Genomic DNA, 20625 nt, shown 5'->3' on the forward strand with positions numbered 1-20625 from the left:
GGAATCCCCATCCGGTGAATTCCGGTTCCGTGCGGCCCCGGGCGGCGAATCCCCGTCCCTCCCGGGTCCGGGACTGGATTCCCGACCAGCCGGGCGCGTGGGTGATGGCGCTCGCGCCCGCCCTGGCCGGATTCGTCGCGGGCGGGCCGACTCCTTATTCCGTATGGCTGGTCGTCCTGTGGGCGCTGTGCTATTGCGTGCAGTTCGCCGCGGCCAGGTGGCTCAAATCCCGGTTCGCACGGCGGTACCGGATGCCGGTGGCCGACTACGGGGCGGCGCTGGCCGTGCTTGGCGTGCCGTTCGTCGTCGTGAATCCGGGCATACTGCGCTGGGCTCCCGTGTATGTCGTGCTTGCCGCGCTCTCGTTCCTCGCCGCATGGCTGCGGAAGGAACGCAGCCTGTGGGGCAACGCGGTGGCCGTGATCGCCTCGTCGCTGATGGCGACGGTCGTCGCCCCGTATGGTGCGCATAATCCGTTGCACGTGATGATGCCGTCCACGGCGGTGATGATCTCGGCCGTGTTCGCGGTGACGCAGTTCGGCTCGGTGCTGTTCGTCAAGACGATGATCCGCGAACGGGGGAGCCGCGCGTACCTCGTCGCGTCGATCGCGTGGCATGCGGCGCTGTTCGCGGGCGTCACGTGGCGGATCGGCTCCTTCCTGCCGGCGGTCGGCATGGACGACGGGTCATGGATTCCGTCGCCGCTCATGTGGGGTGAGCTCGTGTCGGCCTGGCTGCTGGCGCGTGCGATCGCATTGCCGTGGATCGGATCGCGGCGCCGCGTCAGACCGGTCGTCGTCGGCATGGTCGAGATGGTCTCCAGCCTGCTGGTCTTCGTCGCCGTGCCGGCGATGACGGCGGCGTAGTGACTCCGGCTATCCCTCCCTCGGTCGTGCTTCGCACGACAGCTTCCTCGTCAGAGGGAATCCGCCCTATACGGTGACGGCGTGTCGCGGGTGCGTCCTCGTCCAACCCCGGTGATTAGATACTCAAGTTGCCTGATTTGGGCTCGCACATTGGAAATAACAAAGCGAGCACGGGCCGGCGGATCGTCCAAGCGGTCCGAGGTGCCGTGCACTGATGTCGGATGACCGCCAGAGGACGTATGTCCAAGGGAGGCCATGCGCGCCGGTGCCCTTACAAGCAGGCTGGAAACCAGTACACGAATCGCTAGAAAGGGCGGACGGCAATGGCGGGACAGAAAATCCGCATCAGGCTTAAGTCCTATGACCACGAGGTCATCGACCAATCGGCGAAGAAGATCGTCGAAACGGTGACGAACGCGGGCGCAACTGTTGTTGGCCCCGTTCCGCTGCCGACCGAGAAGAACGTTTTTGTTGTTATCCGTTCTCCTCACAAGTACAAGGATTCCCGCGAGCACTTCGAGATGCGCACTCACAAGCGTCTGATCGACATCGTGGACCCGACCCCCAAGGCCGTGGATTCCCTGATGCACATCGATCTGCCTGCGGACGTCAACATCGAGATCAAGCTGTAAGGGAGGAGGGGACCGCTATGTCGCAACATAAGGATCGCAAGGCGCTGCTGGGCAAGAAGCTCGGCATGTCGCAGGTGTGGGACGAGAACGGCTTCTTCGTGCCCGTCACGCTCGTGGATGTGTCCACCAACGTGGTCACCGCCATCAAGACCCCGGAGACCGACGGCTACACCGCCGTCCAGATCGGCTACGGCCAGATCGACCCGACCAAGGTGACCAAGCCGCTCGCCGGCCACTTCGCCAAGGCCGGCGTCACCCCGCGTCGTCACCTCGTCGAGGTGCGCGAGGACAACGCCGTCGAGTACGAGGTCGGCCAGGAGCTGACCGCCGAGGTCTTCGCCGAGGGCGCCGAGGTCGATGTGACCGGCACCACCAAGGGCAAGGGCTTCGCCGGCACCATCAAGCGTTGGGGCTTCAAGTCCTACCGCCGTACCCACGGCTCCCACAAGAACGAGCGTCGCCCCGGCTCCGTCGGCGCGTGCGCCACTCCGAGCCGTATTCTCAAGGGCAAGCGCATGGCTGGCCGCATGGGTCATGTGACCTCCACCGCGCAGAACCTCACCGTCGTCTCCGCGGATGTCGAGAACGGCATCCTCGCCATCAAGGGCGCCATCCCGGGCCCGAAGGGCGGCATCGTTCTCGTCCGTTCTGCAGTGAAGGGAGCCTGATAAACCATGGCAAACGTTACTCTGAACGTCACTGATCCCCAGGGTCAGGCCGCCGGCTCCGTCGAGGCCCCGGCCGAGCTCTTCGGCTTCTCCGCCGAAGAGGTCCAGTCCCGCATCCCGCTGATCCACCAGGTCGTCATCGCGCAGCTGGCCGCCGCCCGTCAGGGCACCCACGCGACCAAGACCCGCGCCAACGTCTCCGGTGGCGGCAAGAAGCCGTGGAAGCAGAAGGGCACCGGCCGCGCTCGTCAGGGCTCGACCCGCGCTCCGCAGTGGTACCACGGTGGCGTCGTGTTCGGCCCGCAGCCGCGCGACTACACCCAGCGCACCCCCAAGAAGATGAAGGCCGCCGCCCTCAAGTACGTGCTGTCCGACCGCGCCAACGCCGGTCGTGTGGCCGTCGTCGACTTCGGCATCGGTGAGACCCCGTCCACCAAGGCCGCCGTCGCCGCGCTCAAGCCGGTCATCGGCGAGAAGTTCGCGACCATCGCGTTCACCCGCGACCAGATCAACGAGTGGCTGTCCGTGCGCAACCTTCCGAACGTTCACCCGATCTTCGTCGATCAGCTCAACACGTACGACGTGGTGACCGCGCAGTACGTCGTCTTCACCAAGGAGGCCTTCGAGGCCTTCGTGGCGGCGAAGACCAAGAAGGAGGCCTGATTTTCATGGTCGCTATTCACAAGCCGGCTCACGACATCATCATCAAGCCCGTCGTGTCCGAGAAGAGCTACGCCGCTTCCGATCGTGGCCAGTACACCTTCGTGGTGGCCCCGAACGCGAACAAGGTGCAGATCAAGCAGGCTATCGAGCAGATCTTCAACGTCAAGGTGACGAAGGTCAACACCCTCAACCGCGAGGGCAAGCGCACCCGCACCCGCACCGGCTTCGGCCGTCGCGTGGCCGAGAAGCGCGCCATCGTGTCCGTGGCCGAGGGCCAGACCATCGACATCTTCGGTAACTGAAGGCTAGCCGAGAAAAGTTAAAGGAAGAACTACATTATGGCTATCCGCGTTTATAAGCCGACGACCGCAGGCCGCCGTAACGCGTCCGTCTCGGACTTCTCCGAACTGACGCGTTCCACGCCTGAGAAGTCGCTGGTTCGCAAGCTGTCCAAGACCGGCGGTCGCAACTCCTACGGCCGTATGACCTCCCGCCACCGCGGCGGCGGCCACAAGCGCCAGTACCGTCTCATCGACTTCCGTCGCTGGGACAAGGACGGCGTGCCGGCCAAGGTCGCCCACATCGAGTATGACCCGAACCGTACCGCCAACATCGCCCTCCTGCACTACGCGGACGGCGAGAAGCGCTACATCATCGCGCCGAAGGGCATCAAGCAGGGCGACGTCATCGAGACCGGCGCCCAGGCCGACATCAAGCCGGGCAACAACCTGCCGCTGCGCAACATCCCGACCGGTACCATCGTGCACGCGATCGAGCTCAAGCCGCTGGGCGGCGCCAAGATCGCCCGCTCCGCCGGTGCCGCCGTGCAGCTCGTCGCGAAGGACGGCGCCTACGCCCAGCTGCGTATGCCGTCCGGCGAGATCCGCAACGTCGACGCGCGCTGCCGCGCGACCGTCGGCGAGGTCGGCAACGAGGACCACGCCAACGTGCAGCTCGGCAAGGCCGGCCGCGCCCGTTGGATGGGCAAGCGCCCGATCACCCGTGGTGAGTCCATGAACCCGGTCGACCACCCGCACGGCGGTCGTACCCGCGGTGGCAAGCCGCCGGTTTCCCCGTGGGGCAAGGGCGAGGTTCGTACCCGTCGTCCGAAGAAGGCTTCGAACAAGATGATCGTTCGTCGTCGTCCGAATGGCAAGAACCGCAAGTAAGGAAGATTCGAAGAGATGACTCGTAGCATCAAGAAGGGCCCCTTCGTCGACGCCCACTTGCAGAAGAAGGTCGACGAGCAGAACGAGAAGGGCACCAAGAACGTCATCAAGACGTGGTCCCGCCGTTCGATGATCACCCCTGACTTCATCGGACACACGTTCGCTGTCCACGATGGTCGCAAGCACGTCCCGGTGTTCGTCACCGAGGCGATGGTCGGCCACAAGCTCGGTGAGTTCGCCCCCACGAAGACCTTCAAGGGTCACGTGAAGGACGACAAGAAGGCCCGCCGCTAAAGGAGAGAATGACTTATGGAAGCTAAAGCAATCGCTCGTCACGTCCGCGTGACGCCGCGCAAGGCTCGCCGCATGGTCGACCTCATCCGAGGCAAGCAGGCGACCGAAGCCATCACCATCCTCAAGTTCGCTCCCCAGGACGCGTCCCTGCCGGTTCGCAAGGTCCTCGAGAGCGCCATCGCCAACGCGCGCGTCAAGGCCGACAAGGCCGGCGAGCCGTTCCGAGAGGATGACCTCGTCATCAAGGAGACCTACGTGGACGAGGGCGTGACGCTGAAGCGTTTCCGCGCTCGTGCCCAGGGCCGTGCCGCTCGTATCAACAAGCGCACCTCCCACATCACGGTCGTCGTCGCCAACAAGGAAGGAAACCGCTAAAGATGGGTCAGAAGATCAATCCCTTTGGCTACCGCCTGGGCGTCACCGAAAACCACCGTTCCAAGTGGTTCTCCGATTCCAACAAGGTCGGCGAGCGTTACAGCGACTTCGTCCTTGAGGATGACAAGATCCGCAAGGAGATGAACAAGGACCTCGAGCGCGCCGGCGTGAGCAAGATCGTCATCGAGCGCACCCGCGACCGCGTCCGCGTCGACATCCACACCGCCCGTCCGGGCATCGTGATCGGCCGCCGCGGCGCCGAGGCCGAGAAGGTCCGCGCCAAGCTCGAGAAGCTGACCGGCAAGCAGGTCCAGCTCAACATCTTCGAGGTCAAGAACGCCGCGCTGGACGCCCAGCTCGTCGCTCAGGGCATCGCGGAGCAGCTGACCAACCGCGTCACCTTCCGCCGTGCGATGCGCAAGGCCCAGCAGGACGCCATGCGCGCCGGCGCCAAGGGCATCCGCATCAAGCTCTCCGGCCGTCTCGGCGGTGCGGAAATGAGCCGTTCCGAGTTCTACCGCGAGGGCCGCGTTCCGCTGCAGACCCTCCGCGCCCTCATCGATTACGGCTTCTTCGAGGCCAAGACGACCTACGGCCGCATCGGCGTCAAGGTCTGGATCTACAAGGGCGACATGACCGAACGTGAGTTCGAAGAGCAGCAGGCCCAGCAGAACAACCGTCCCGGCCGTCGCGGCGATCGCCGTCCGCGCCGTGGCAACCGTAACGCCGGTGCCGCCCGCAACGCCGAGGCCCCCAAGGCCGAGGCCGCCGAGGCTCCCGCTGCCACGGAAACGAAGGAGTGAGCAAGAATGCTTATCCCAAAGAGGACCAAGTACCGCAAGCAGCACCGCCCCGTGCGTTCTGGCATGTCCAAGGGCGGCAACGAGATCAACTTCGGTGATTACGGCATCCAGGCGCTGGCCCCGGCCTACGTGACCAACCGCCAGATCGAGGCCGCGCGTATCGCCATGACCCGCTACATCAAGCGTGGTGGCCGCGTGTGGATCACGATCTTCCCGGATCGCCCCCTGACCAAGCACCCGCTCGGCGCCCGAATGGGTTCCGGTAAGGGTACGCCTGAGTTCTGGATCGCCAACATCCACCCCGGTCGCGTCATGTTCGAGATCGGTGGTGTGTCCGAGGACGTCGCCAAGGAAGCCCTTCGCCGCGCCATCGACAAGCTCCCCATGAAGTGCCGTGTGATTGCTCGTGAAGGCGGTGACATCTGATATGGCAGTCGGAACCGAAGAGTACTCCATCAAGAACCTCAATGAGAAGACCAACGCGGAGATCGAGGACTTCCTGAAGAAGTCCAAGGAAGAGCTGTTCAACCTGCGCTTCCAGTCCGCCACCGGTCAGCTCGAGAACACGGCCCGTCTCAAGGCCGTCAAGCACGACATCGCCCGCATGTACACCGTGCTGCGCGAGCGCGAGCTTGGCATCACCACCGAGCCGGCCGCAGAAGCTAAGGAGCAGTGATCATGGCTGAAGAGCAGCAGGAGCGCAACTTCCGCAAGGTTCGCCGCGGCTATGTCGTGTCCGACAAGATGGACAAGACCATCACCGTGGAGCTCGAGAAGCGTTCGACCCACCCGCTGTACGGCAAGGTCGTCCGCACCACCAAGAAGGTCAAGGCCCATGACGAACACAACGAGGCGCACATTGGCGACCTCGTGAGTATCATGGAGACTCGTCCTCTGAGCAAGACCAAGCGTTGGCGCCTCGAGTCGATCATCGAGCGCGCCAAGTAAAAAAATAAGTTCGGCAAGGCTCGCCGTCCACCGGGCGCGGTTAGATAGATGTTCTGTGCGTCTATCCGCCGCGCCCGGTGTGCGGGGAGAACCAGCTCGGCTAAGGAGAATCAATGATTCAGCAGGAAACGCGGCTTCATGTCGCCGACAACACGGGTGCCAAGGAACTCCTTGCCATCCGCGTGCTCGGTGGTTCGAAGCGACGCTATGCCGGCCTGGGCGACGTCATCGTCGCCTCGGTCAAGGACGCGATCCCTGGCGGATCGGTCAAGAAGGGTGACGTGGTCAAGGCCGTCGTCGTCCGTACCGTCAAGGAGTCCCGTCGTGTCGACGGCTCCTACATCAAGTTCGACGAGAACGCCGCGGTGATTCTCGGCTCCGGCCGTGAACCCAAGGGCACTCGTATCTTCGGACCGATCGCTCGTGAGCTGCGCGACAAGAAGTTCATGCGCATCGTGTCCCTCGCCCCGGAGGTGATCTGACATGGTAGCCAAGATCAAGAGCGGCGACCAGGTGAAGGTCATCCGCGGCAAGGACCGCGGCAAGGAGGGCAAGGTGCTTCGCGTCCTGCCCAACGACCGTCTGATCGTCGAAGGCGTCCAGATCGTCAAGAAGCACGTGCGCGCCACCCAGCAGGGCCAGCAGGCCGGCATCGTCTCCGTCGAGGCGCCGATCCATCGCTCCAACGTGATGGTCATCGACCCGGAGACCGGCAAGCCGACCCGCGTGGGCGTGATCGTGAAGGAAGAGGCGCGTGACGGCAAGGTGAAGACCGTGCGCGTGCGCGTCGCCAAGAAGTCCGGAAAGGAGCTGGCATGACCGACACCACTACCGTCGAAGCGCCGGCCACCCCGCGCTTGAAGGTGCAGTACAACGAGCAGATCATCCCGGAGCTCGAGAAGGAGTTCAAGTACTCCAACCCGATGCAGGTCGCTCGCGTCCAGAAGGTCGTCGTCTCCATGGGTGTCGGTGCCGCCGCTCGCGACTCCAAGCTCATCGAAGGCGCCGTCAAGGACCTCACCCTGATCACCGGCCAGAAGCCGAAGATCACCAAGGCCAAGAAGTCCGTCGCGCAGTTCCACCTGCGTGAGGGCCAGGCCATCGGCGCGTACGTCACCCTGCGTGGCGACCGCATGTGGGAGTTCCTCGATCGTCTGCTGACCATGGCGCTGCCGCGCATCCGCGATTTCCGCGGCATCAACGGCCACCAGTTCGACGGCCAGGGCAACTACAACTTCGGCCTCACCGAGCAGTCCATGTTCCACGAGATCGATCCGGATTCGATCGATCACCAGCGCGGTATGGACATCACCGTGGTGACCAGCACCAAGGACGACAAGGAAGCCTACGCGCTGCTCAAGCACCTCGGCTTCCCCTTCAAGGAGAACTGATATGGCAAAAACCGCTCTTAAGAACAAGGCGGCCGGCAAGCCGAAGTTCAAGGTGCGCGCCTACACGCGTTGCCAGGTCTGCGGTCGTCCCCATTCCGTGTACCGCAAGTTCGGCCTGTGCCGCATCTGCCTTCGCGAGAAGGCCCACCGCGGCGAGCTGCCCGGCGTTACGAAGTCCAGTTGGTAAACATCGACGCTGAAGGTCCGCGGCTGTAGCTCTCCTGGAGCCCCAGGGGAGCCGGCGGCGGAAACCACGGCGAGAAAGGGCATAAGCCCACATGACAATGACAGATCCGATCGCAGACATGCTTACGCGTCTGCGTAACGCGAGCGCGGCGAAGCACGAGACCGTGGACATGCCGTACTCCAAGTTCAAGAAGAACATCGCGGAGATCCTGAAGCGCGAAGGCTTCATCAAGGACTACACCGCCAAGGACGCCAAGGTCGGCCAGACCCTTGAGGTCACCCTCAAGTACGGCCCGAACGGCGAGCGTTCCATCCAGGGCATCAAGCGCATCTCCAAGCCGGGCCTGCGTCGCTACGCGAAGTCCGACTCCCTGCCGATGCCGCTCGGTGGCCTCGGCATCGCGATCATCTCGACCTCGTCGGGACTGCTGACCCAGAAGGAATGCCTCGACCGAGGCATCGGCGGCGAGATCGTCGCCTACGTGTGGTGAGAAAGGAGAGCTGACACATGGCATCGCATATTGGTAAGCTCCCCATCGCCATCCCCGCTGGCGTTGAGGTCAAGATCGACGGTCAGAACTTCGAGGCCAAGGGCGCCAAGGGCTCCGATTCCTACGTCCTGCCGGAGGGCATCACCGCCGCCGTCGAGGGCAACGAGATCATCGTCACCCCGGCCGACGACCTGCGTCCGACCCGTGCCAAGCACGGTCTGGCCCGCTCCATCATGGCCGGCATGGTCAAGGGCGTGCACGACGGCTACTCCAAGACCCTGGAGATCGTCGGCACCGGTTACCGCGCCGTCGCCAAGGGCAAGGGCATCGAGTTCTTCCTCGGCTACTCCCACACCATCACCGTCAACCCGCCGGAAGGCATCACGCTCAAGGTGACCGACCCGACCCACGTGGTCGTCGAGGGCACCGACAAGCAGATGGTCGGTCAGGTTGCCGCCAACATCCGCAAGCTGCGCGCTCCGGAACCCTACAAGGGCAAGGGCGTCAAGTATGCCGGTGAGCATATTCTGCGCAAGGCTGGAAAGGCTGGTAAGTGATATGAGCGTCACTATTTTCGGTAAGGGCAAGAAGGTTGCGCGCCTGCGTCGTCACGCCCGCATCCGCAAGCACATCACCGGTACCGCCGAGCGTCCGCGCCTGGTGGTCACCCGTTCCAACCGCCACATGGTCGCCCAGATCGTCGACGACACCAAGGGCGTGACCCTGGTCTCCGCGTCGACCCTGACCGCCGAGTTCGCCGGTTTCGAGGGCACCAAGGTCGAGGCCGCCAAGAAGGTCGGCGAGCTCGTGGCCGAGAAGGCCAAGGCCGCCGGCATCGAGGCTGTCGTGTTCGACCGTGGTGGCAACAAGTACACCGGCCGTGTCGCCGCTGTCGCCGAAGGCGCCCGTGAGGGAGGTCTGGCACTGTGAGCGAAGAAATGAAGGAAACCCAAGTGGCTGAAGAAACTCAGAACACTCAGGCTGCTCCGGCTGACGAGAACAACGCCAACGCCAACGACGAGCGTCGTGGCGGCCGCCGTGGCGGTCGCCGTGGCGAAGGCCGCCGTGGCGAGCGTCGCAACCGCCGCGAAGAGAACAAGGGCGATGAGCTCCTCGATCGCGTCGTGACGATCAACCGCGTGTCCAAGACCCACAAGGGTGGCCGTACGTTCAGCTTCGCCGCCCTCGTGGTGGTCGGCGACGGCAACGGCACCGTGGGTGTCGGCTACGGCAAGTCCCGTGAGGTCCCGGCCGCCATCGCCAAGGGCCAGCTGGACGCCAAGAAGCACATGTTCAGCGTGCCGCGCGTCCGCGGCACCGTCACCCACCCGGTGATCGGTCACGACGCCGCGGGCACCGTCCTGCTGCGTCCGGCCGCCCCCGGTACCGGCGTTATCGCCGGCGGCCCGGTGCGCGCCGTCATGGAGTGCGCCGGCATCACCGACGTGCTGACCAAGTCCATGGGTTCGCCGACCGCGATCAACATGGTGCGTGCGACCGTCGACGCCCTCAAGCAGCTTGAGGAGCCGGAGGAGATCGCCGCCCGCCGTGGCCTGTCCCTCGAGGAAGTCGCCCCGGACGCGCTGCTGCGCGCCCGCGCCGCCGGCATCGCCGAGGCCCGCAAGGCCCGTGAAGAAGCCCAGGCCGCCAAGGCCGCCGAAGCTAAGGATGGTGAGTGATACATGGCTAACCTGAAGATCACGCTCCACCACGGTCTCGTGAACCGTACGCCCAAGCAGCGTGCCACCGCTCAGACCCTCGGTCTGAACAAGATCGGCAAGACCGTTGTCCGTCCGGACACCCCGGCCAACCGCGGTCTGGTGAACGTCGTTCGCCACCTGGTCACCGTCGAGGAGGTCGACTGATTATGGCAGACAACGAAATCCTGCAGATGCACGACCTGAAGCCCGCCCCGGGCGCCAACAAGGACCGTATCCGCGTTGGCCGTGGTGAGGGCTCCAAGGGCAAGACCGCGGGCCGCGGCGCCAAGGGCCAGACCAAGCGCACCAACGTGCGTCCTGGCTTCGAAGGCGGCCAGCTCCCGCTGTACATGCGCCTGCCGAAGCTCCGTGGCTTCAAGAACCCCTTCAAGGTCGAGTTCCAGGTCGTCAACATCGCGCGACTCGTCGAGCTCTTCCCGGAGGGTGGCGAGGTCTCCGCCGAGGACCTGGTCGCCAAGGGCGCCGTTCGCGGCAACGCCCCGGTGAAGGTCCTGGGCGACGGTGAGCTCACCGTCGCGTTCACGCTCAAGGGCGTGAAGGCCTCCGCTTCCGCCAAGGCCAAGATCGAGGCCGCCGGCGGCAGCGTCTCCGAGGACTGATTCGGTCCCCGTGAGGTGAATCGATGATTGACCCCCTTGCCGGATGCCCGGCGAGGGGGTCAATCGTGTTTTAGCGACGTTTATGAGCCGTGCCATGCCTGAAGTAGGCACGATGGGATATGCTCGTGCGTTAGCGTTCAAAACGAGCATGTGTTGTATCGCGCCGTGGGGCGCGGCATAGGGAGGAATCCAGGTGAGGACGTTAATCCAGGCCCTGAGGACGAAGGAACTGAGGAAGAAGATCCTCTTCGTCCTGTTCATCATCATCATCTATCGCATCGGATCGTTCATCCCCACCCCGGGCGTGGACTACACCGTCGTGCAGAAGTGCGTGGCGCCCCTGCAGGGCAGCCAGGAGAACTTCATCGGACTGGTGAACCTGTTCTCCGGCGGCGCCATGCTGCAACTGTCGATCTTCGCGCTCGGCGTCATGCCGTACATCACCGCGTCCATCGTCGTGCAGCTGCTGCGCGTGGTCATCCCGCGCTTCGAGGCGCTGCACAAGGAGGGCCAGTCCGGTGAGGCCAAGCTGACCCAGTACACCCGTTACCTCACCATCGGCCTGGCGGTGCTGCAGTCCACCACCATCCTCGTCACCGCCCGTTCCGGCGCGCTGTTCAACTACGCCTGCTCCCAGGTCATCCCCGACGGCTCCGTGTGGAACCTCATCGTCATGGTGCTCATCATGACCGGCGGCACCGGCCTGATCATGTGGATGGCCGAGCTCATCACCGACAAGGGCATCGGCCAGGGCATGTCCGTGCTCATCTTCATGTCCATCTGCTCCGGCTTCCTGCCGCAGCTGTGGGAGATCGGCTGGGGCACCAACGGCACCGACGGCGACTGGACCAAGTTCGCCATCGTCGTGTCCGTGCTCGTCGTCATCCTCATCTTCGTCGACTTCGTCGAGCTGTGCCAGCGCCGCATCCCGGTGCAGTACACGCGCCGCATGATCGGCCGCAAGATGTACGGCGGCTCCTCCACCTACCTGCCGCTGAAGATCAACATGTCCGGCGTCATCCCGCCGATCTTCGCCTCCTCGATCCTCGCCATCCCGACCCTCATCGCGCAGTTCGGCAAGACCGACCAGAGCTGGGTCAAGTGGATCAACAGCAACCTGGCCGACACCACCTCCGTGTGGTACATCGCCCTGTACGCGCTGATGATCGTGTTCTTCTGCTTCTTCTACACGTCGATCACGTTCAACCCGGACGAGACCGCCGACAACATGAAGCAGTACGGCGGCTTCATCCCCGGCATCCGCGCCGGCAACGCCACCAGCCGCTACCTGAGCTACGTCATGAACCGACTCAACACCGTCGGCGCCGTCTACCTGCTGTTCGTGGCGCTCATCCCGACCGTCCTGATCATGGCGCTGGGCCTCAACACCAAGCTGCCGTTCGGCGGCACCACCATCCTGATCATCGCGGGCGTCGGCCTCGACACCCTGCGTCAGGCCAAGGCCCAGACCGAGCAGTTCCAGTACACCGGCTTCCTGTTCGAGAACACCGACCACAAGGAAGGCTGACCGACGGCTCCCCGCGACCGACACCGGCCGCGGGGAGCCCCTCGTTTTTCCCAACAAACCAACCACCACACGAAGGACACCATCATGCGTCTTCTCATCATGGGCCCCCAGGGCGTGGGCAAGGGCACCCAGGCCGCGCTGCTCGCCGAGCACTACGGCATCCCCGCCATCTCCACCGGCGACATCTTCCGCGCCAACATCAAGGGCAAGACCGAGCTGGGCCTCAAGGTCATCGCCTACACGGACAAGGGCGAACTCGTGCCGGACGAGCTGACCAACTCCATCGTCAAGGACCGCCTCGCCCAGGAGGACGCCAGGAACGGCTGGATCCTCGACGGCTACCCGCGCAACGCCTCCCAGGTCGAGGCGCTGGACGCCATCCTCGCCGAGCTCGGCACCCCGCTCGACGCGGTCGTCGCGCTCGACGCCGACCGCGACGTGCTGATGCAGCGCATCGCCAAGCGCGCCGAGGAGCAGGGCCGCACCGACGACAACCCGGAGGCCATCGCCAAGCGCCTCGCCACCTACGCCAAGGAGACCGCCCCGCTGCTGGACACCTACAAGTCCCGCGGCCAGCTGGTCGCCATCGACGGCGTCGGCGAGATCGACGAGATCCAGAAGAACATCGTCGCCGCGCTCGACGCCCGCTGAGCATAGCGGACGGCGGCGCTCCCGGGTCCCGGGCACGCGCCGGTCGTCGCGCGCACGCGTATACCACGAAACACGCAAGCCGGACGAAATGACACGCCGAGTGTCTATTTCGTCCGGCTTGCGTGTATTCTTAAAGTTTGGTGTGTCTTCGTATGCACCACATGTAATGCAACCAACGAACGGAAGCCGGGAGCTCATGGCAAAAGACGGTGTGATTGAAGTCGAAGGTCAGGTGGTGGAAGCACTGCCCAACGCGATGTTCCGCGTCGAACTCGAGAACAAGCACATCGTGCTGGCCACCATCTCCGGCAAGATGCGGAAGAACTACATCCGCATCCTCCCGCAGGACCGCGTGGTGCTCGAGATGAGCCCGTACGATCTCAACCGCGGACGCATTACGTACCGTTACAAGTAAGGTACAAGCAAAGGATAACCATGAAGGTCAGCCCTAGTGTGAAGAGGATCTGCGAGAACTGCCGCGTGATCCGTCGTCACGGCCGCGTCATGGTGATCTGCACCAACCCCCGCCACAAGCAGCGTCAGGGCTGAGAGCAGATTCTCCAGCGGCAATAATCAGGCACTCAATCACAGTGCTTCCCGCAAGGGAACGACACTGAACCACGGGTACGTAGGCCCGTGCCGGACAACCGGACGAGTGGGTGCAAGACCTACGTCAACAAGAAGGAATCGCAATGGCACGTCTTGCCGGAGTCGACATCCCCAATGAGAAGCGCATCGAGATCGCCCTCACCTACATCTTCGGTGTGGGCCGCACTCGCGCCAAGGAAACGCTTGCCGCGACCGGTATCAACCCGGACATTCGCGTCAAGGATCTCACCGACGAGCAGCTGATCACGCTGCGTGACTACCTCGAGGCCAACTACAAGATCGAGGGCGATCTGCGCCGTGAAATCGACGCGGACATCCGTCGCAAGATTCAGATCAACTGCTACCAGGGCCAGCGTCACCGCAAGGGACTTCCCGTGCGCGGCCAGCGCACCAAGACCAACGCCCGCACCCGCAAGGGCCCGAAGCGCACGGTCGCCGGAAAGAAGAAGGCCACCAAGTAGTAGTGGCATCGGTTCGGGCCACGGGGTAACACCCATCGCCCGGGCCACAACCCCAAGCAAACAAATTCGTTACTAGGAAACGAGGGTCAATGGCAGCGCCTAAGCAAGCCGCTCGTAAGCCCGCTCGTCGCCGCGATCGCAAGTCGATCCCGGTCGGTCAGGCTCACATCAAGTCCACTTTCAACAACACGATCATCTCGATCACCGATCCGTCCGGCGCGGTTGTGTCCTGGGCGTCCGGTGGCGACGTCGGCTTCAAGGGCTCCCGCAAGTCCACGCCGTACGCCGCCGGCATGGCCGCCGAGTCCGCCGCCCGCAAGGCGATGGAGCACGGTGTGAAGAAGGTCGACGTGTTCGTCAAGGGCCCGGGTTCCGGCCGTGAGACCGCGATCCGTTCCCTGCAGTCCGCCGGACTCGAGGTCGGTTCCATCACCGACGTCACCCCGCAAGCGCACAACGGCGTTCGTCCCCCGAAGCGTCGTCGCGTCTGAGCACTACTAGACAATATTCATCCAACCCGCTGTTGGCCCGGTGAGTGCACCACCGGTCAAAAGCTGAAAGGATACCACAGTGCTTATTGCACAGCGTCCGACTCTTACCGAGGAATCGCTGAACCCCCAGCGCTCCCGCTTCACCATCGAGCCGCTCGAACCGGGCTTCGGCTACACGCTTGGCAACTCGCTGCGCCGCACCCTGCTGAGCTCGATTCCGGGAGCCGCTGTGACTTCGGTGCGCATCTCCGGTGCCCTGCACGAGTTCACCACCCTGCCGGGCGTCCAGGAGGACGTGACTGAGATCCTGCTCAACGTGAAGGGCATCGTGCTCACCAGCGAGTACGACGAACCCGTCGTGATGTATCTGCGCAAGAGCGGCAAGGGCGAGGTCACCGCCGGTGACATCACCCCGCCGGCCGGCGTGACCATCGCCAACCCGGACATGCACATCGCCACCCTCGCGGAGGACGGCGAGCTCGAGATCGAGTTCACCGTCGAGCGCGGCCGTGGCTACGTCCCGGCGGCGATGAACAAGCAGGACAATGACGAAATCGGCCGCATCCCGGTTGATTCCATCTACTCCCCGGTGCTCAAGGTGAGCTACAAGGTCGAGGCGACCCGTGTGGAACAGCGCACGGACTTCGATAAGCTCATCCTGGACGTGGAGACCAAGCCGGCCATCTCCCCGCGCGATGCGGTGGCGTCCGCCGGTTCCACCCTGGTGGAGCTGTTCGGCCTGTGCCGTGAGCTCAACACCCAGGCCGAAGGCGTCGAGGTCGGCCCCGCCCCGGTGGCGGAGGAGTCCAACCCCGAACTCGCCGTGCCGATCGAGGATCTCAACCTCACGCAGCGCAGCTACAACTGCCTCAAGCGCGAGGGTATCCACACCATCGGCGAGCTGGTCTCCCACACTGAGCAGGATCTGCTCGATATCCGCAATTTCGGTATGAAGTCGATCGACGAGGTCAAGGAGAAGCTCCAGTCCCTGGGCATGTCCCTGAAGGCCTCCCCGCTCGGCGGCTTCGACACCAACAATCTCGAAGGCGGCACCTTCTTCTCGCCGGAAGACGAGTGAGAACCCGCTAGCCGCATTCGACCAACCGTCCGACCGGTTCGGATGTTCGGGCCTCTGCCCACCTGAACCGGCCTGACTTAAGGAGTTACTATGCCCACACCCAAGAAGGGCCCGCGTCTGGCCTCCAGCCCGGCGCACGAGCGCCTGATGCTCGCGAACATGGCCACCAGCCTGTTCCAGAACGGCCGCATCGTCACCACGCTGCCGAAGGCCAAGCGCCTTCGTCCGCTGGCCGAGCGCCTGATCACCTTCGCCAAGCGCGGTGATCTGCACTCCCGCCGTCGCGTGATGCGCGTCATCCGCAACAAGTCCGTCGTGCACGTGCTGTTCACCCAGATCGCCGAGCAGATGGAGCAGCGTGAGGGTGGCTACACCCGCATCGTGAAGATCGCCCCGCGCAAGGGCGACGCCGCTCCGGCCGCGATCATCGAGCTCGTCACCGAGCCGGTGAGCAAGAAGCAGGCCGTCGTGAAGGAAGCCGAAGCCGCCGCCAAGTCCGCCGAGGACGAGGCCCCGGTCGCCGAGGCTCCGGCTGCGGAAGCTCCGGCGGAGGCCACCGAGGCCCCGGCCGAGCAGGCCGAGTGAGCCGTTAGCGTCAGCTGACTCAACACCGACAAGGGGTCGGGAATCCATGCGGGTTCCCGACCCCTTTCGCGTACGCACTCTTTTGTGTCACGGCAACGTGCGCACCGCGCGGATCGCTTCGGCGCGCGAGGCGAGCTCGCTATCCGGTGGGTAGGCGACATGCTCCAGCGTCAGTCCCTGCGGCGCGATCGGCCCGGTGGATCCCTCGCGCTTCGGCACGGCCATCTTGCCGGCGAACCAGTCGAGGTCGCGTTTGCCGATGCCCACCGCCACGCACGCGTTGACGAGCGAGCGCACCATATTGCGCGCGAACGCGTCCGCGACGATCGTGAAGCACACGAGACCGGATTCCAGCGTCGGCGTCACATAGCCGGTCGTCGCGTCATCGCCGTCGTGTGAGTCGGCGGTACCTTGCGCCGTGACGACGCCGTGCACCGGAACCAGCGGGCGCGACGGGACGCGAGCCCAGGAGGCGCGTTTCACCTCGCGGATCGTCGTGCCTCCCGGATTCGGCGTGGCGAACGAGCCGAAATCATGCAGTCCGAGCGTCATCGCCGCCGCCCGGTTCATCGCCTCCAGGTCGAGCGTGTCGTCGATATGCAGCACGCAGCCGCGCAGGCGCGGATCGACCTCGCCCGTACGGTCGGCGATCCGGTACACGTAGGTGCGTTCCAGTGCCGAGAAGCGTGCGTCGAAGCCGTCCGGCGCGACGGATACGCGATGGATCGTGATGTCCGTCGGCAGGAGACGCTGCAGACGATGTTCGAGCGCGGTGACCGCCGGCGCCTTCATGTGCCCGACCGCGCGTTCCAGCGTCGGTTCCGTGATGTCGAGATGGCACACCTGATGGCTGGCGTGGACGCCGGTGTCGGTGCGTCCGGCGACGACGAGCCGCAACGGTTCGTCCGGATCGTGTTCGGGCACGCGCAGCACCTTGTGCAGGGCATCCTCGATGGTGCCCTGCACGGTGCGGATGTCGGGTTGCGTGGCCCACCCGTAGAAGCCGCCGCCGTCGTATGCGAGGTCGATGCGCAGTCGTGTCATAGCCGTCATAGGCACCGAGTATACGGACGCGCGCCGATGCGGCGGATCGACGGGGCGATCGACATGACTGATGATGCCTTGGCGGCGGATTCCACGGAGGATGACCGCGATCTCCGTGGAATCCGCCGCTGAGACGATGTAAGCGGCGGAACTTACGGAGCAATGGGCCGATCTCCGTACTATCCGCCGATGCGGTGACGTGTTCGTAACATTGGCGCGCGTTTGCCGAAACCGGTCCTTCCTACGGTGAATCGGGTACGAAACAGGAACACTCACAAGGAAAGTGGCACGATGATCGAATCGGCGGCGAGCAGGCTTGCGGCGGAACTGGTGGCGCGACGCGAAGGAATCAACCGCGAACTGAGCCGCAACGGCGTACGGTTCGGCGTGTACAAGGACGGCGTGTACAAGGACCGCCTGTTCCCCTACGATCCGATCCCGCGCATCATCGAATCCGACGAGTTCGACGAACTGGAGGCGGGCCTCAAGCAACGCGTCAACGCGCTGAACGCCTACCTCAAGGACATCTACTCCGACAAGCGCATCATCCATGACGGCGTCGTGCCCGAGGAGTTCGTGTACACGTCGGCCGGCTACTACCCGCAGGTCAACGGCGTGACGCCTCCCGGCGGCGTGTTCGCGCACATCGCCGGCGAGGATCTCGTGCAGGGCGAGGACGGACGCTGGTGGGTGCTCGAGGACAACCTGCGCATCCCGTCGGGCGCCAGCTACCCGCTGTTCGCGCGCGACATCGAACGCCGCACCAACCCGCGCCTGTTCCGTGAGATCCACGTGCGCGACAACCGCGACTACCCGCGTCTGCTGCGCAAGTCGATGGACTTCGTCTCCACCGAAGGCATCGCCGTGGTGCTCACGCCGGGACGCTACAACTCCGCGTTCTTCGAGCACGCGTACCTGGCGGAGAAGACCGGGGCGACGCTCGCCTTCCCCGAGGACCTCGAAGTCGTCGAGAACAAGCTGTTCTTCCTTGACTACGCGGGCAACCGCCATCGCGTCGGCGTCGTCTACCGCCGACTCGCCGACGACTTCCTCGACCCGTTCGCGTTCAACCCCGATTCGGTGATCGGCGTGCCGGGCCTCCTGTCCGCCTACCGAGCCGGCAACGTGGCGATCGTCAACGCGCCCGGCAACGGCGCCGCCGACGACAAGGCCATCTACTACTTCGTGCCGCGCATGATCAGGTACTACCTCAACGAGGAACCGATCCTGCACAATGCGCCCACCTACATGCCGATGTTCGAGAAGGACCGCAGGGAGGTCCTCGACCGCATGGGCGAGCTCGTCATCAAGGACGTGGCGGAGGCCGGCGGCTACGGCGTGGTCTTCGGACGCGACCTCGACAAGGCGAAGCGCGAGGAGCTCGCCGACAGGATCAAGACCGATCCGCGCCGGTTCATCGCGCAGGAGATCATCCAGTTCCGCGACATCGACGTGGTCGACCCGGCCACGGGGGAGAGGAGCCCCCGCAAGTGCGACCTGCGCGCGTTCGTCGTGACCGGGCAGAACACGCATGTGTGGTATTCGGGCCTGACCCGCTACTCGTCGGTGCCCGGCCAGATGATCGTCAATTCCTCGCAGGGCGGCGGCTTCAAGGACACGTGGGTGCTCGCCCCGTCCGACGGCAGCAAGGGCTTCGCGCGTGGTTCGGAGATCGAATCGGTGAGCCTCATGCCGCACGCGCGCAAGCACGCATTGCAGCTCGTCACCGCCTCCAAGGCGGACAACCTGTACTGGCTGGGCCGTTACACCGAACGCGCGTTCACCACGCTCGTCCAGTTCTTCCCGTTCTACGACCGCGTGATGGACGAGAACCCGGACGCGTTCCGTCCGTTCGCCCGGGCGCTCGACCTTCCGGAGGACTTCGAGGACTTCGACACGTTCATCCACTCGTTCCTGTACGACGGCACGAACCCGGATTCGGTGCGTTCCGCCATCGTCTCCGCGTTCAACAACGCGGTGATCCTGCGCCCGGAACTGAGCTCGCGTCTGCTGCAGTACGTGGAGCTCGCGATGACGAACATCACCGACGCGGCCGAACGCTCCGCCAGCTCGGAGGACATCTACACGCAGCGCGACGTGGCCGACGACATGCTCGCCTTCTGGGGCGGCATCGAGAATTCCGCCGCCGACATGACGCTCAAGGCGTTCATCTTCATCGGCAAGTACATCGAGCGCATCGACCTGTACACGCGCTTCGGCATGCCGATGACGGAGATGGAGGCCCCCCTGCGCAAGCTCGAGACCTATGCGCACGCGCTGGACGGCATGCCTCTGCCGCAGTGCTTCGCCGAGGGCGTGAGCTGGCTGCTCGGCCAGCTGCCGCAGCGAGGATACCCGGAGCTCAACGGGCGTCTGCAGGAGTTCCTGAGCGATTTCGGCCGTCGGTCCATCCAGGGCGACCACAAGGACGGCGGCTCACTGAACTCGATGAACATGGACGCGCGCCGACCGTGACGGGGCTCACACTGGTAAGGTGGGAAGGAAGTATGTGTCCACTTTCCCGGAGCCCGAAGCATGAAGAAACTGGTGTTTGATTATGAGATGAAGCTCAGCTTCAGCTCGCCGGTCACGGACCATCGCTTCCAGCTGCGGTGCATCCCCGCCACCGGCCCGCGCCAGCAGGTCGTGGACGTGGAGATCGACATCGAGCCGGATGTGGATCTGGAGACCACCATCGATTCGTTCGATTCGGTGGTGAAGACCGGCTACATCCCCGAACCGCACGACGTGTTCAACTACAAGGTGACGGGCATCGCGTTCGTGGACAACGCGCACATCAAGCCGGAGATCTACAAGCCGCTGTACCGTTTCGACTCCGCGCTGACCATCCCGGGGCCCGCGGTCGAGGCGCTGACGGCCGTGTGCCGCGGCCGTCTCGCCGCGCTGCCGGACAGCGCCTCGCCGATCGACAAGGCGCGCGAGATCATGGACGAGGTGTTCCGCGCGTTCGTGTACACGCCCGGTTCCACGACGATCCGCACCACCGCCGAGCAGGCGTTGGAGCAGCGCAAGGGCGTGTGCCAGGACTACGCGCACGTGATGCTGTCCGTGGCGCGCCACTGCGGTCTCATCGCGCGCTACATCGCGGGGCTCCTGGGCGGCGAGGGCGCCACGCACGCGTGGGTGGAGATCTACCACAACGGCCGGTGGATCGGCCTCGACCCGACCCACAACCGCATGGTCGACGACAACTACATCACCATCGCGCACGGGCGCGACTACCGCGACTGCATGCTCGACATCGGCATCTTCTCCGGATACAACGTCCAGCAGAGCCAGTGGGTCAACGCCTCGGTGCACGAGCAGGCGTTGTAGCGGGCCGCGCGCTACGCCCGTCGCCCCATGGCCGCC

33 protein-coding genes are annotated in these 20625 nt (G+C 64.6%); 32 read left to right on the top strand and 1 reads right to left on the bottom strand.

The window, feature by feature from the left end:
- The first annotated feature begins 29 nt into the window (after positions 1 to 29).
- The 30 genes from GFD21_RS09245 to rplQ all read left to right on the top strand — a co-directional run bounded on the left by GFD21_RS09245 (position 30) and on the right by rplQ (position 16209).
- Complete coding sequence (locus tag GFD21_RS09245) at positions 30 to 866, top strand: YwiC-like family protein (RefSeq protein WP_318643759.1); 837 nt, start codon at positions 30 to 32, stop codon at positions 864 to 866.
- Between the two features lie 323 nt (positions 867 to 1189).
- Complete coding sequence (rpsJ, locus tag GFD21_RS09250; RefSeq protein WP_003808013.1) at positions 1190 to 1498, top strand: 30S ribosomal protein S10; 309 nt, start codon at positions 1190 to 1192, stop codon at positions 1496 to 1498.
- A 17-nt stretch (positions 1499 to 1515) separates the two neighbouring features.
- Complete coding sequence (gene rplC / locus GFD21_RS09255; protein WP_163197692.1) at positions 1516 to 2166, top strand: 50S ribosomal protein L3; 651 nt, start codon at positions 1516 to 1518, stop codon at positions 2164 to 2166.
- 6 nt (positions 2167 to 2172) lie between these two features.
- Complete coding sequence (gene rplD, locus GFD21_RS09260; RefSeq protein WP_163197693.1) at positions 2173 to 2829, top strand: 50S ribosomal protein L4; 657 nt, start codon at positions 2173 to 2175, stop codon at positions 2827 to 2829.
- 5 nt (positions 2830 to 2834) lie between these two features.
- A complete protein-coding gene (rplW, locus tag GFD21_RS09265) occupies positions 2835 to 3131 on the top strand; it encodes a 50S ribosomal protein L23 (RefSeq protein WP_163197694.1) in 297 nt (98 codons plus the stop codon).
- Between the two features lie 36 nt (positions 3132 to 3167).
- Positions 3168 to 3998 carry a 50S ribosomal protein L2 gene (rplB, locus tag GFD21_RS09270; protein WP_163197695.1) on the top strand — a complete coding sequence of 277 codons (831 nt, stop codon included), beginning with the start codon at positions 3168 to 3170 and terminating at the stop codon, positions 3996 to 3998.
- 15 nt (positions 3999 to 4013) lie between these two features.
- Positions 4014 to 4292 carry a 30S ribosomal protein S19 gene (rpsS, locus tag GFD21_RS09275; protein ID WP_003814508.1) on the top strand — a complete coding sequence of 93 codons (279 nt, stop codon included), beginning with the start codon at positions 4014 to 4016 and terminating at the stop codon, positions 4290 to 4292.
- 15 nt (positions 4293 to 4307) lie between these two features.
- The gene (gene rplV, locus GFD21_RS09280) at positions 4308 to 4667 is read left to right on the top strand and encodes a 50S ribosomal protein L22 (protein WP_163197696.1); all 360 of its coding nucleotides are present in this window, start codon (positions 4308 to 4310) and stop codon (positions 4665 to 4667) included.
- A 2-nt stretch (positions 4668 to 4669) separates the two neighbouring features.
- Positions 4670 to 5470 (top strand): 30S ribosomal protein S3, encoded by an 801-nt coding sequence (gene rpsC / locus GFD21_RS09285; protein ID WP_163197697.1) that lies wholly within the window; start codon positions 4670 to 4672, stop codon positions 5468 to 5470.
- A 6-nt stretch (positions 5471 to 5476) separates the two neighbouring features.
- A complete protein-coding gene (rplP, locus tag GFD21_RS09290; protein ID WP_055428030.1) occupies positions 5477 to 5896 on the top strand; it encodes a 50S ribosomal protein L16 in 420 nt (139 codons plus the stop codon).
- A gap of 1 nt (position 5897) precedes the next feature.
- On the top strand, positions 5898 to 6146 hold the full coding sequence (gene rpmC, locus GFD21_RS09295; protein WP_163197698.1) for a 50S ribosomal protein L29: 249 nt from the start codon (positions 5898 to 5900) through the stop codon (positions 6144 to 6146).
- Between the two features lie 2 nt (positions 6147 to 6148).
- Positions 6149 to 6418: a 30S ribosomal protein S17 gene (gene rpsQ / locus GFD21_RS09300; protein WP_163197699.1), complete on the top strand. Its 270-nt coding sequence runs from the start codon at positions 6149 to 6151 to the stop codon at positions 6416 to 6418.
- A gap of 113 nt (positions 6419 to 6531) precedes the next feature.
- Entirely contained in the window at positions 6532 to 6900 is a 369-nt protein-coding gene (gene rplN / locus GFD21_RS09305) for a 50S ribosomal protein L14 (protein WP_163197700.1), read from the top strand.
- A 1-nt stretch (position 6901) separates the two neighbouring features.
- Complete coding sequence (gene rplX, locus GFD21_RS09310) at positions 6902 to 7237, top strand: 50S ribosomal protein L24 (protein ID WP_034527286.1); 336 nt, start codon at positions 6902 to 6904, stop codon at positions 7235 to 7237.
- Positions 7234 to 7809, top strand: coding sequence for a 50S ribosomal protein L5 (gene rplE, locus GFD21_RS09315; protein WP_163197701.1), 576 nt, complete (start codon positions 7234 to 7236; stop codon positions 7807 to 7809). The genes rplX and rplE overlap by 4 nt, the downstream gene beginning before the upstream one ends.
- 1 nt (position 7810) lies before the next feature.
- The gene (locus GFD21_RS09320) at positions 7811 to 7996 is read left to right on the top strand and encodes a type Z 30S ribosomal protein S14 (RefSeq protein ID WP_003814530.1); all 186 of its coding nucleotides are present in this window, start codon (positions 7811 to 7813) and stop codon (positions 7994 to 7996) included.
- A gap of 91 nt (positions 7997 to 8087) precedes the next feature.
- Positions 8088 to 8486, top strand: a complete 399-nt coding sequence (gene rpsH / locus GFD21_RS09325) for a 30S ribosomal protein S8 (protein WP_163197702.1) — start codon at positions 8088 to 8090, stop codon at positions 8484 to 8486.
- Positions 8487 to 8503: 17 nt separating this feature from the next.
- On the top strand, positions 8504 to 9043 hold the full coding sequence (gene rplF, locus GFD21_RS09330) for a 50S ribosomal protein L6 (RefSeq protein ID WP_163197703.1): 540 nt from the start codon (positions 8504 to 8506) through the stop codon (positions 9041 to 9043).
- Between the two features lies 1 nt (position 9044).
- Positions 9045 to 9416 (top strand): 50S ribosomal protein L18, encoded by a 372-nt coding sequence (gene rplR / locus GFD21_RS09335; protein ID WP_163197704.1) that lies wholly within the window; start codon positions 9045 to 9047, stop codon positions 9414 to 9416.
- Positions 9413 to 10165, top strand: coding sequence for a 30S ribosomal protein S5 (rpsE, locus tag GFD21_RS09340; RefSeq protein ID WP_163197705.1), 753 nt, complete (start codon positions 9413 to 9415; stop codon positions 10163 to 10165). Before rplR ends, rpsE begins: the two co-directional genes overlap by 4 nt.
- 3 nt (positions 10166 to 10168) lie before the next feature.
- Positions 10169 to 10351 carry a 50S ribosomal protein L30 gene (rpmD, locus tag GFD21_RS09345; protein WP_055428020.1) on the top strand — a complete coding sequence of 61 codons (183 nt, stop codon included), beginning with the start codon at positions 10169 to 10171 and terminating at the stop codon, positions 10349 to 10351.
- Between the two features lie 2 nt (positions 10352 to 10353).
- Entirely contained in the window at positions 10354 to 10806 is a 453-nt protein-coding gene (gene rplO / locus GFD21_RS09350) for a 50S ribosomal protein L15 (RefSeq protein ID WP_163197706.1), read from the top strand.
- 193 nt (positions 10807 to 10999) lie between these two features.
- A complete protein-coding gene (secY, locus tag GFD21_RS09355; protein ID WP_163197707.1) occupies positions 11000 to 12334 on the top strand; it encodes a preprotein translocase subunit SecY in 1335 nt (444 codons plus the stop codon).
- An 84-nt stretch (positions 12335 to 12418) separates the two neighbouring features.
- On the top strand, positions 12419 to 12985 hold the full coding sequence (locus GFD21_RS09360) for an adenylate kinase (protein ID WP_163197708.1): 567 nt from the start codon (positions 12419 to 12421) through the stop codon (positions 12983 to 12985).
- Between the two features lie 196 nt (positions 12986 to 13181).
- The gene (infA, locus tag GFD21_RS09365) at positions 13182 to 13400 is read left to right on the top strand and encodes a translation initiation factor IF-1 (RefSeq protein WP_003808114.1); all 219 of its coding nucleotides are present in this window, start codon (positions 13182 to 13184) and stop codon (positions 13398 to 13400) included.
- A gap of 20 nt (positions 13401 to 13420) precedes the next feature.
- The gene (gene rpmJ / locus GFD21_RS09370; RefSeq protein ID WP_003814578.1) at positions 13421 to 13534 is read left to right on the top strand and encodes a 50S ribosomal protein L36; all 114 of its coding nucleotides are present in this window, start codon (positions 13421 to 13423) and stop codon (positions 13532 to 13534) included.
- Between the two features lie 143 nt (positions 13535 to 13677).
- A complete protein-coding gene (gene rpsM / locus GFD21_RS09375; protein ID WP_014484255.1) occupies positions 13678 to 14055 on the top strand; it encodes a 30S ribosomal protein S13 in 378 nt (125 codons plus the stop codon).
- 89 nt (positions 14056 to 14144) lie between these two features.
- Complete coding sequence (rpsK, locus tag GFD21_RS09380) at positions 14145 to 14546, top strand: 30S ribosomal protein S11 (RefSeq protein WP_034527262.1); 402 nt, start codon at positions 14145 to 14147, stop codon at positions 14544 to 14546.
- 79 nt (positions 14547 to 14625) lie between these two features.
- Positions 14626 to 15624 carry a DNA-directed RNA polymerase subunit alpha gene (locus tag GFD21_RS09385; RefSeq protein WP_163197709.1) on the top strand — a complete coding sequence of 333 codons (999 nt, stop codon included), beginning with the start codon at positions 14626 to 14628 and terminating at the stop codon, positions 15622 to 15624.
- 90 nt (positions 15625 to 15714) lie between these two features.
- On the top strand, positions 15715 to 16209 hold the full coding sequence (gene rplQ / locus GFD21_RS09390) for a 50S ribosomal protein L17 (RefSeq protein WP_163197710.1): 495 nt from the start codon (positions 15715 to 15717) through the stop codon (positions 16207 to 16209).
- 87 nt (positions 16210 to 16296) lie between these two features.
- On the opposite strand, the gene GFD21_RS09395 is transcribed toward rplQ, so the two are convergent.
- Positions 16297 to 17262: a tRNA pseudouridine synthase A gene (locus tag GFD21_RS09395; RefSeq protein WP_163197711.1), complete on the bottom strand. Its 966-nt coding sequence runs from the start codon at positions 17260 to 17262 to the stop codon at positions 16297 to 16299.
- Between the two features lie 282 nt (positions 17263 to 17544).
- On the opposite strand from GFD21_RS09395, the gene GFD21_RS09400 reads away from it, so the two are divergent.
- On the top strand, positions 17545 to 19728 hold the full coding sequence (locus GFD21_RS09400; protein WP_163197712.1) for a circularly permuted type 2 ATP-grasp protein: 2184 nt from the start codon (positions 17545 to 17547) through the stop codon (positions 19726 to 19728).
- Between the two features lie 60 nt (positions 19729 to 19788).
- Entirely contained in the window at positions 19789 to 20589 is an 801-nt protein-coding gene (locus GFD21_RS09405; protein ID WP_163197713.1) for a transglutaminase family protein, read from the top strand.
- Positions 20590 to 20625 lie beyond the last annotated feature (36 nt).

Source organism: Bifidobacterium platyrrhinorum, from assembly GCF_010667645.1.
In the GTDB taxonomy this organism is placed as follows: domain Bacteria; phylum Actinomycetota; class Actinomycetes; order Actinomycetales; family Bifidobacteriaceae; genus Bifidobacterium; species Bifidobacterium platyrrhinorum.

Coding starts and splice junctions, on each gene's coding strand:
- rpsJ (WP_003808013.1), top strand. CDS start 1,190: ATGGCGGGACAGAAAATCCGCATCAGGCTTAAGTCCTATGACCACGAG.
- rplC (WP_163197692.1), top strand. CDS start 1,516: ATGTCGCAACATAAGGATCGCAAGGCGCTGCTGGGCAAGAAGCTCGGC.
- rplD (WP_163197693.1), top strand. CDS start 2,173: ATGGCAAACGTTACTCTGAACGTCACTGATCCCCAGGGTCAGGCCGCC.
- rplW (WP_163197694.1), top strand. CDS start 2,835: ATGGTCGCTATTCACAAGCCGGCTCACGACATCATCATCAAGCCCGTC.
- rplB (WP_163197695.1), top strand. CDS start 3,168: ATGGCTATCCGCGTTTATAAGCCGACGACCGCAGGCCGCCGTAACGCG.
- rpsS (WP_003814508.1), top strand. CDS start 4,014: ATGACTCGTAGCATCAAGAAGGGCCCCTTCGTCGACGCCCACTTGCAG.
- rplV (WP_163197696.1), top strand. CDS start 4,308: ATGGAAGCTAAAGCAATCGCTCGTCACGTCCGCGTGACGCCGCGCAAG.
- rpsC (WP_163197697.1), top strand. CDS start 4,670: ATGGGTCAGAAGATCAATCCCTTTGGCTACCGCCTGGGCGTCACCGAA.
- rplP (WP_055428030.1), top strand. CDS start 5,477: ATGCTTATCCCAAAGAGGACCAAGTACCGCAAGCAGCACCGCCCCGTG.
- rpmC (WP_163197698.1), top strand. CDS start 5,898: ATGGCAGTCGGAACCGAAGAGTACTCCATCAAGAACCTCAATGAGAAG.
- rpsQ (WP_163197699.1), top strand. CDS start 6,149: ATGGCTGAAGAGCAGCAGGAGCGCAACTTCCGCAAGGTTCGCCGCGGC.
- rplN (WP_163197700.1), top strand. CDS start 6,532: ATGATTCAGCAGGAAACGCGGCTTCATGTCGCCGACAACACGGGTGCC.
- rplX (WP_034527286.1), top strand. CDS start 6,902: ATGGTAGCCAAGATCAAGAGCGGCGACCAGGTGAAGGTCATCCGCGGC.
- rplE (WP_163197701.1), top strand. CDS start 7,234: ATGACCGACACCACTACCGTCGAAGCGCCGGCCACCCCGCGCTTGAAG.
- GFD21_RS09320 (WP_003814530.1), top strand. CDS start 7,811: ATGGCAAAAACCGCTCTTAAGAACAAGGCGGCCGGCAAGCCGAAGTTC.
- rpsH (WP_163197702.1), top strand. CDS start 8,088: ATGACAATGACAGATCCGATCGCAGACATGCTTACGCGTCTGCGTAAC.
- rplF (WP_163197703.1), top strand. CDS start 8,504: ATGGCATCGCATATTGGTAAGCTCCCCATCGCCATCCCCGCTGGCGTT.
- rplR (WP_163197704.1), top strand. CDS start 9,045: ATGAGCGTCACTATTTTCGGTAAGGGCAAGAAGGTTGCGCGCCTGCGT.
- rpmD (WP_055428020.1), top strand. CDS start 10,169: ATGGCTAACCTGAAGATCACGCTCCACCACGGTCTCGTGAACCGTACG.
- rplO (WP_163197706.1), top strand. CDS start 10,354: ATGGCAGACAACGAAATCCTGCAGATGCACGACCTGAAGCCCGCCCCG.
- GFD21_RS09360 (WP_163197708.1), top strand. CDS start 12,419: ATGCGTCTTCTCATCATGGGCCCCCAGGGCGTGGGCAAGGGCACCCAG.
- infA (WP_003808114.1), top strand. CDS start 13,182: ATGGCAAAAGACGGTGTGATTGAAGTCGAAGGTCAGGTGGTGGAAGCA.
- rpmJ (WP_003814578.1), top strand. CDS start 13,421: ATGAAGGTCAGCCCTAGTGTGAAGAGGATCTGCGAGAACTGCCGCGTG.
- rpsM (WP_014484255.1), top strand. CDS start 13,678: ATGGCACGTCTTGCCGGAGTCGACATCCCCAATGAGAAGCGCATCGAG.
- rpsK (WP_034527262.1), top strand. CDS start 14,145: ATGGCAGCGCCTAAGCAAGCCGCTCGTAAGCCCGCTCGTCGCCGCGAT.
- rplQ (WP_163197710.1), top strand. CDS start 15,715: ATGCCCACACCCAAGAAGGGCCCGCGTCTGGCCTCCAGCCCGGCGCAC.
- GFD21_RS09395 (WP_163197711.1), bottom strand. CDS start 17,262: ATGACGGCTATGACACGACTGCGCATCGACCTCGCATACGACGGCGGC.
- GFD21_RS09400 (WP_163197712.1), top strand. CDS start 17,545: ATGATCGAATCGGCGGCGAGCAGGCTTGCGGCGGAACTGGTGGCGCGA.
- GFD21_RS09405 (WP_163197713.1), top strand. CDS start 19,789: ATGAAGAAACTGGTGTTTGATTATGAGATGAAGCTCAGCTTCAGCTCG.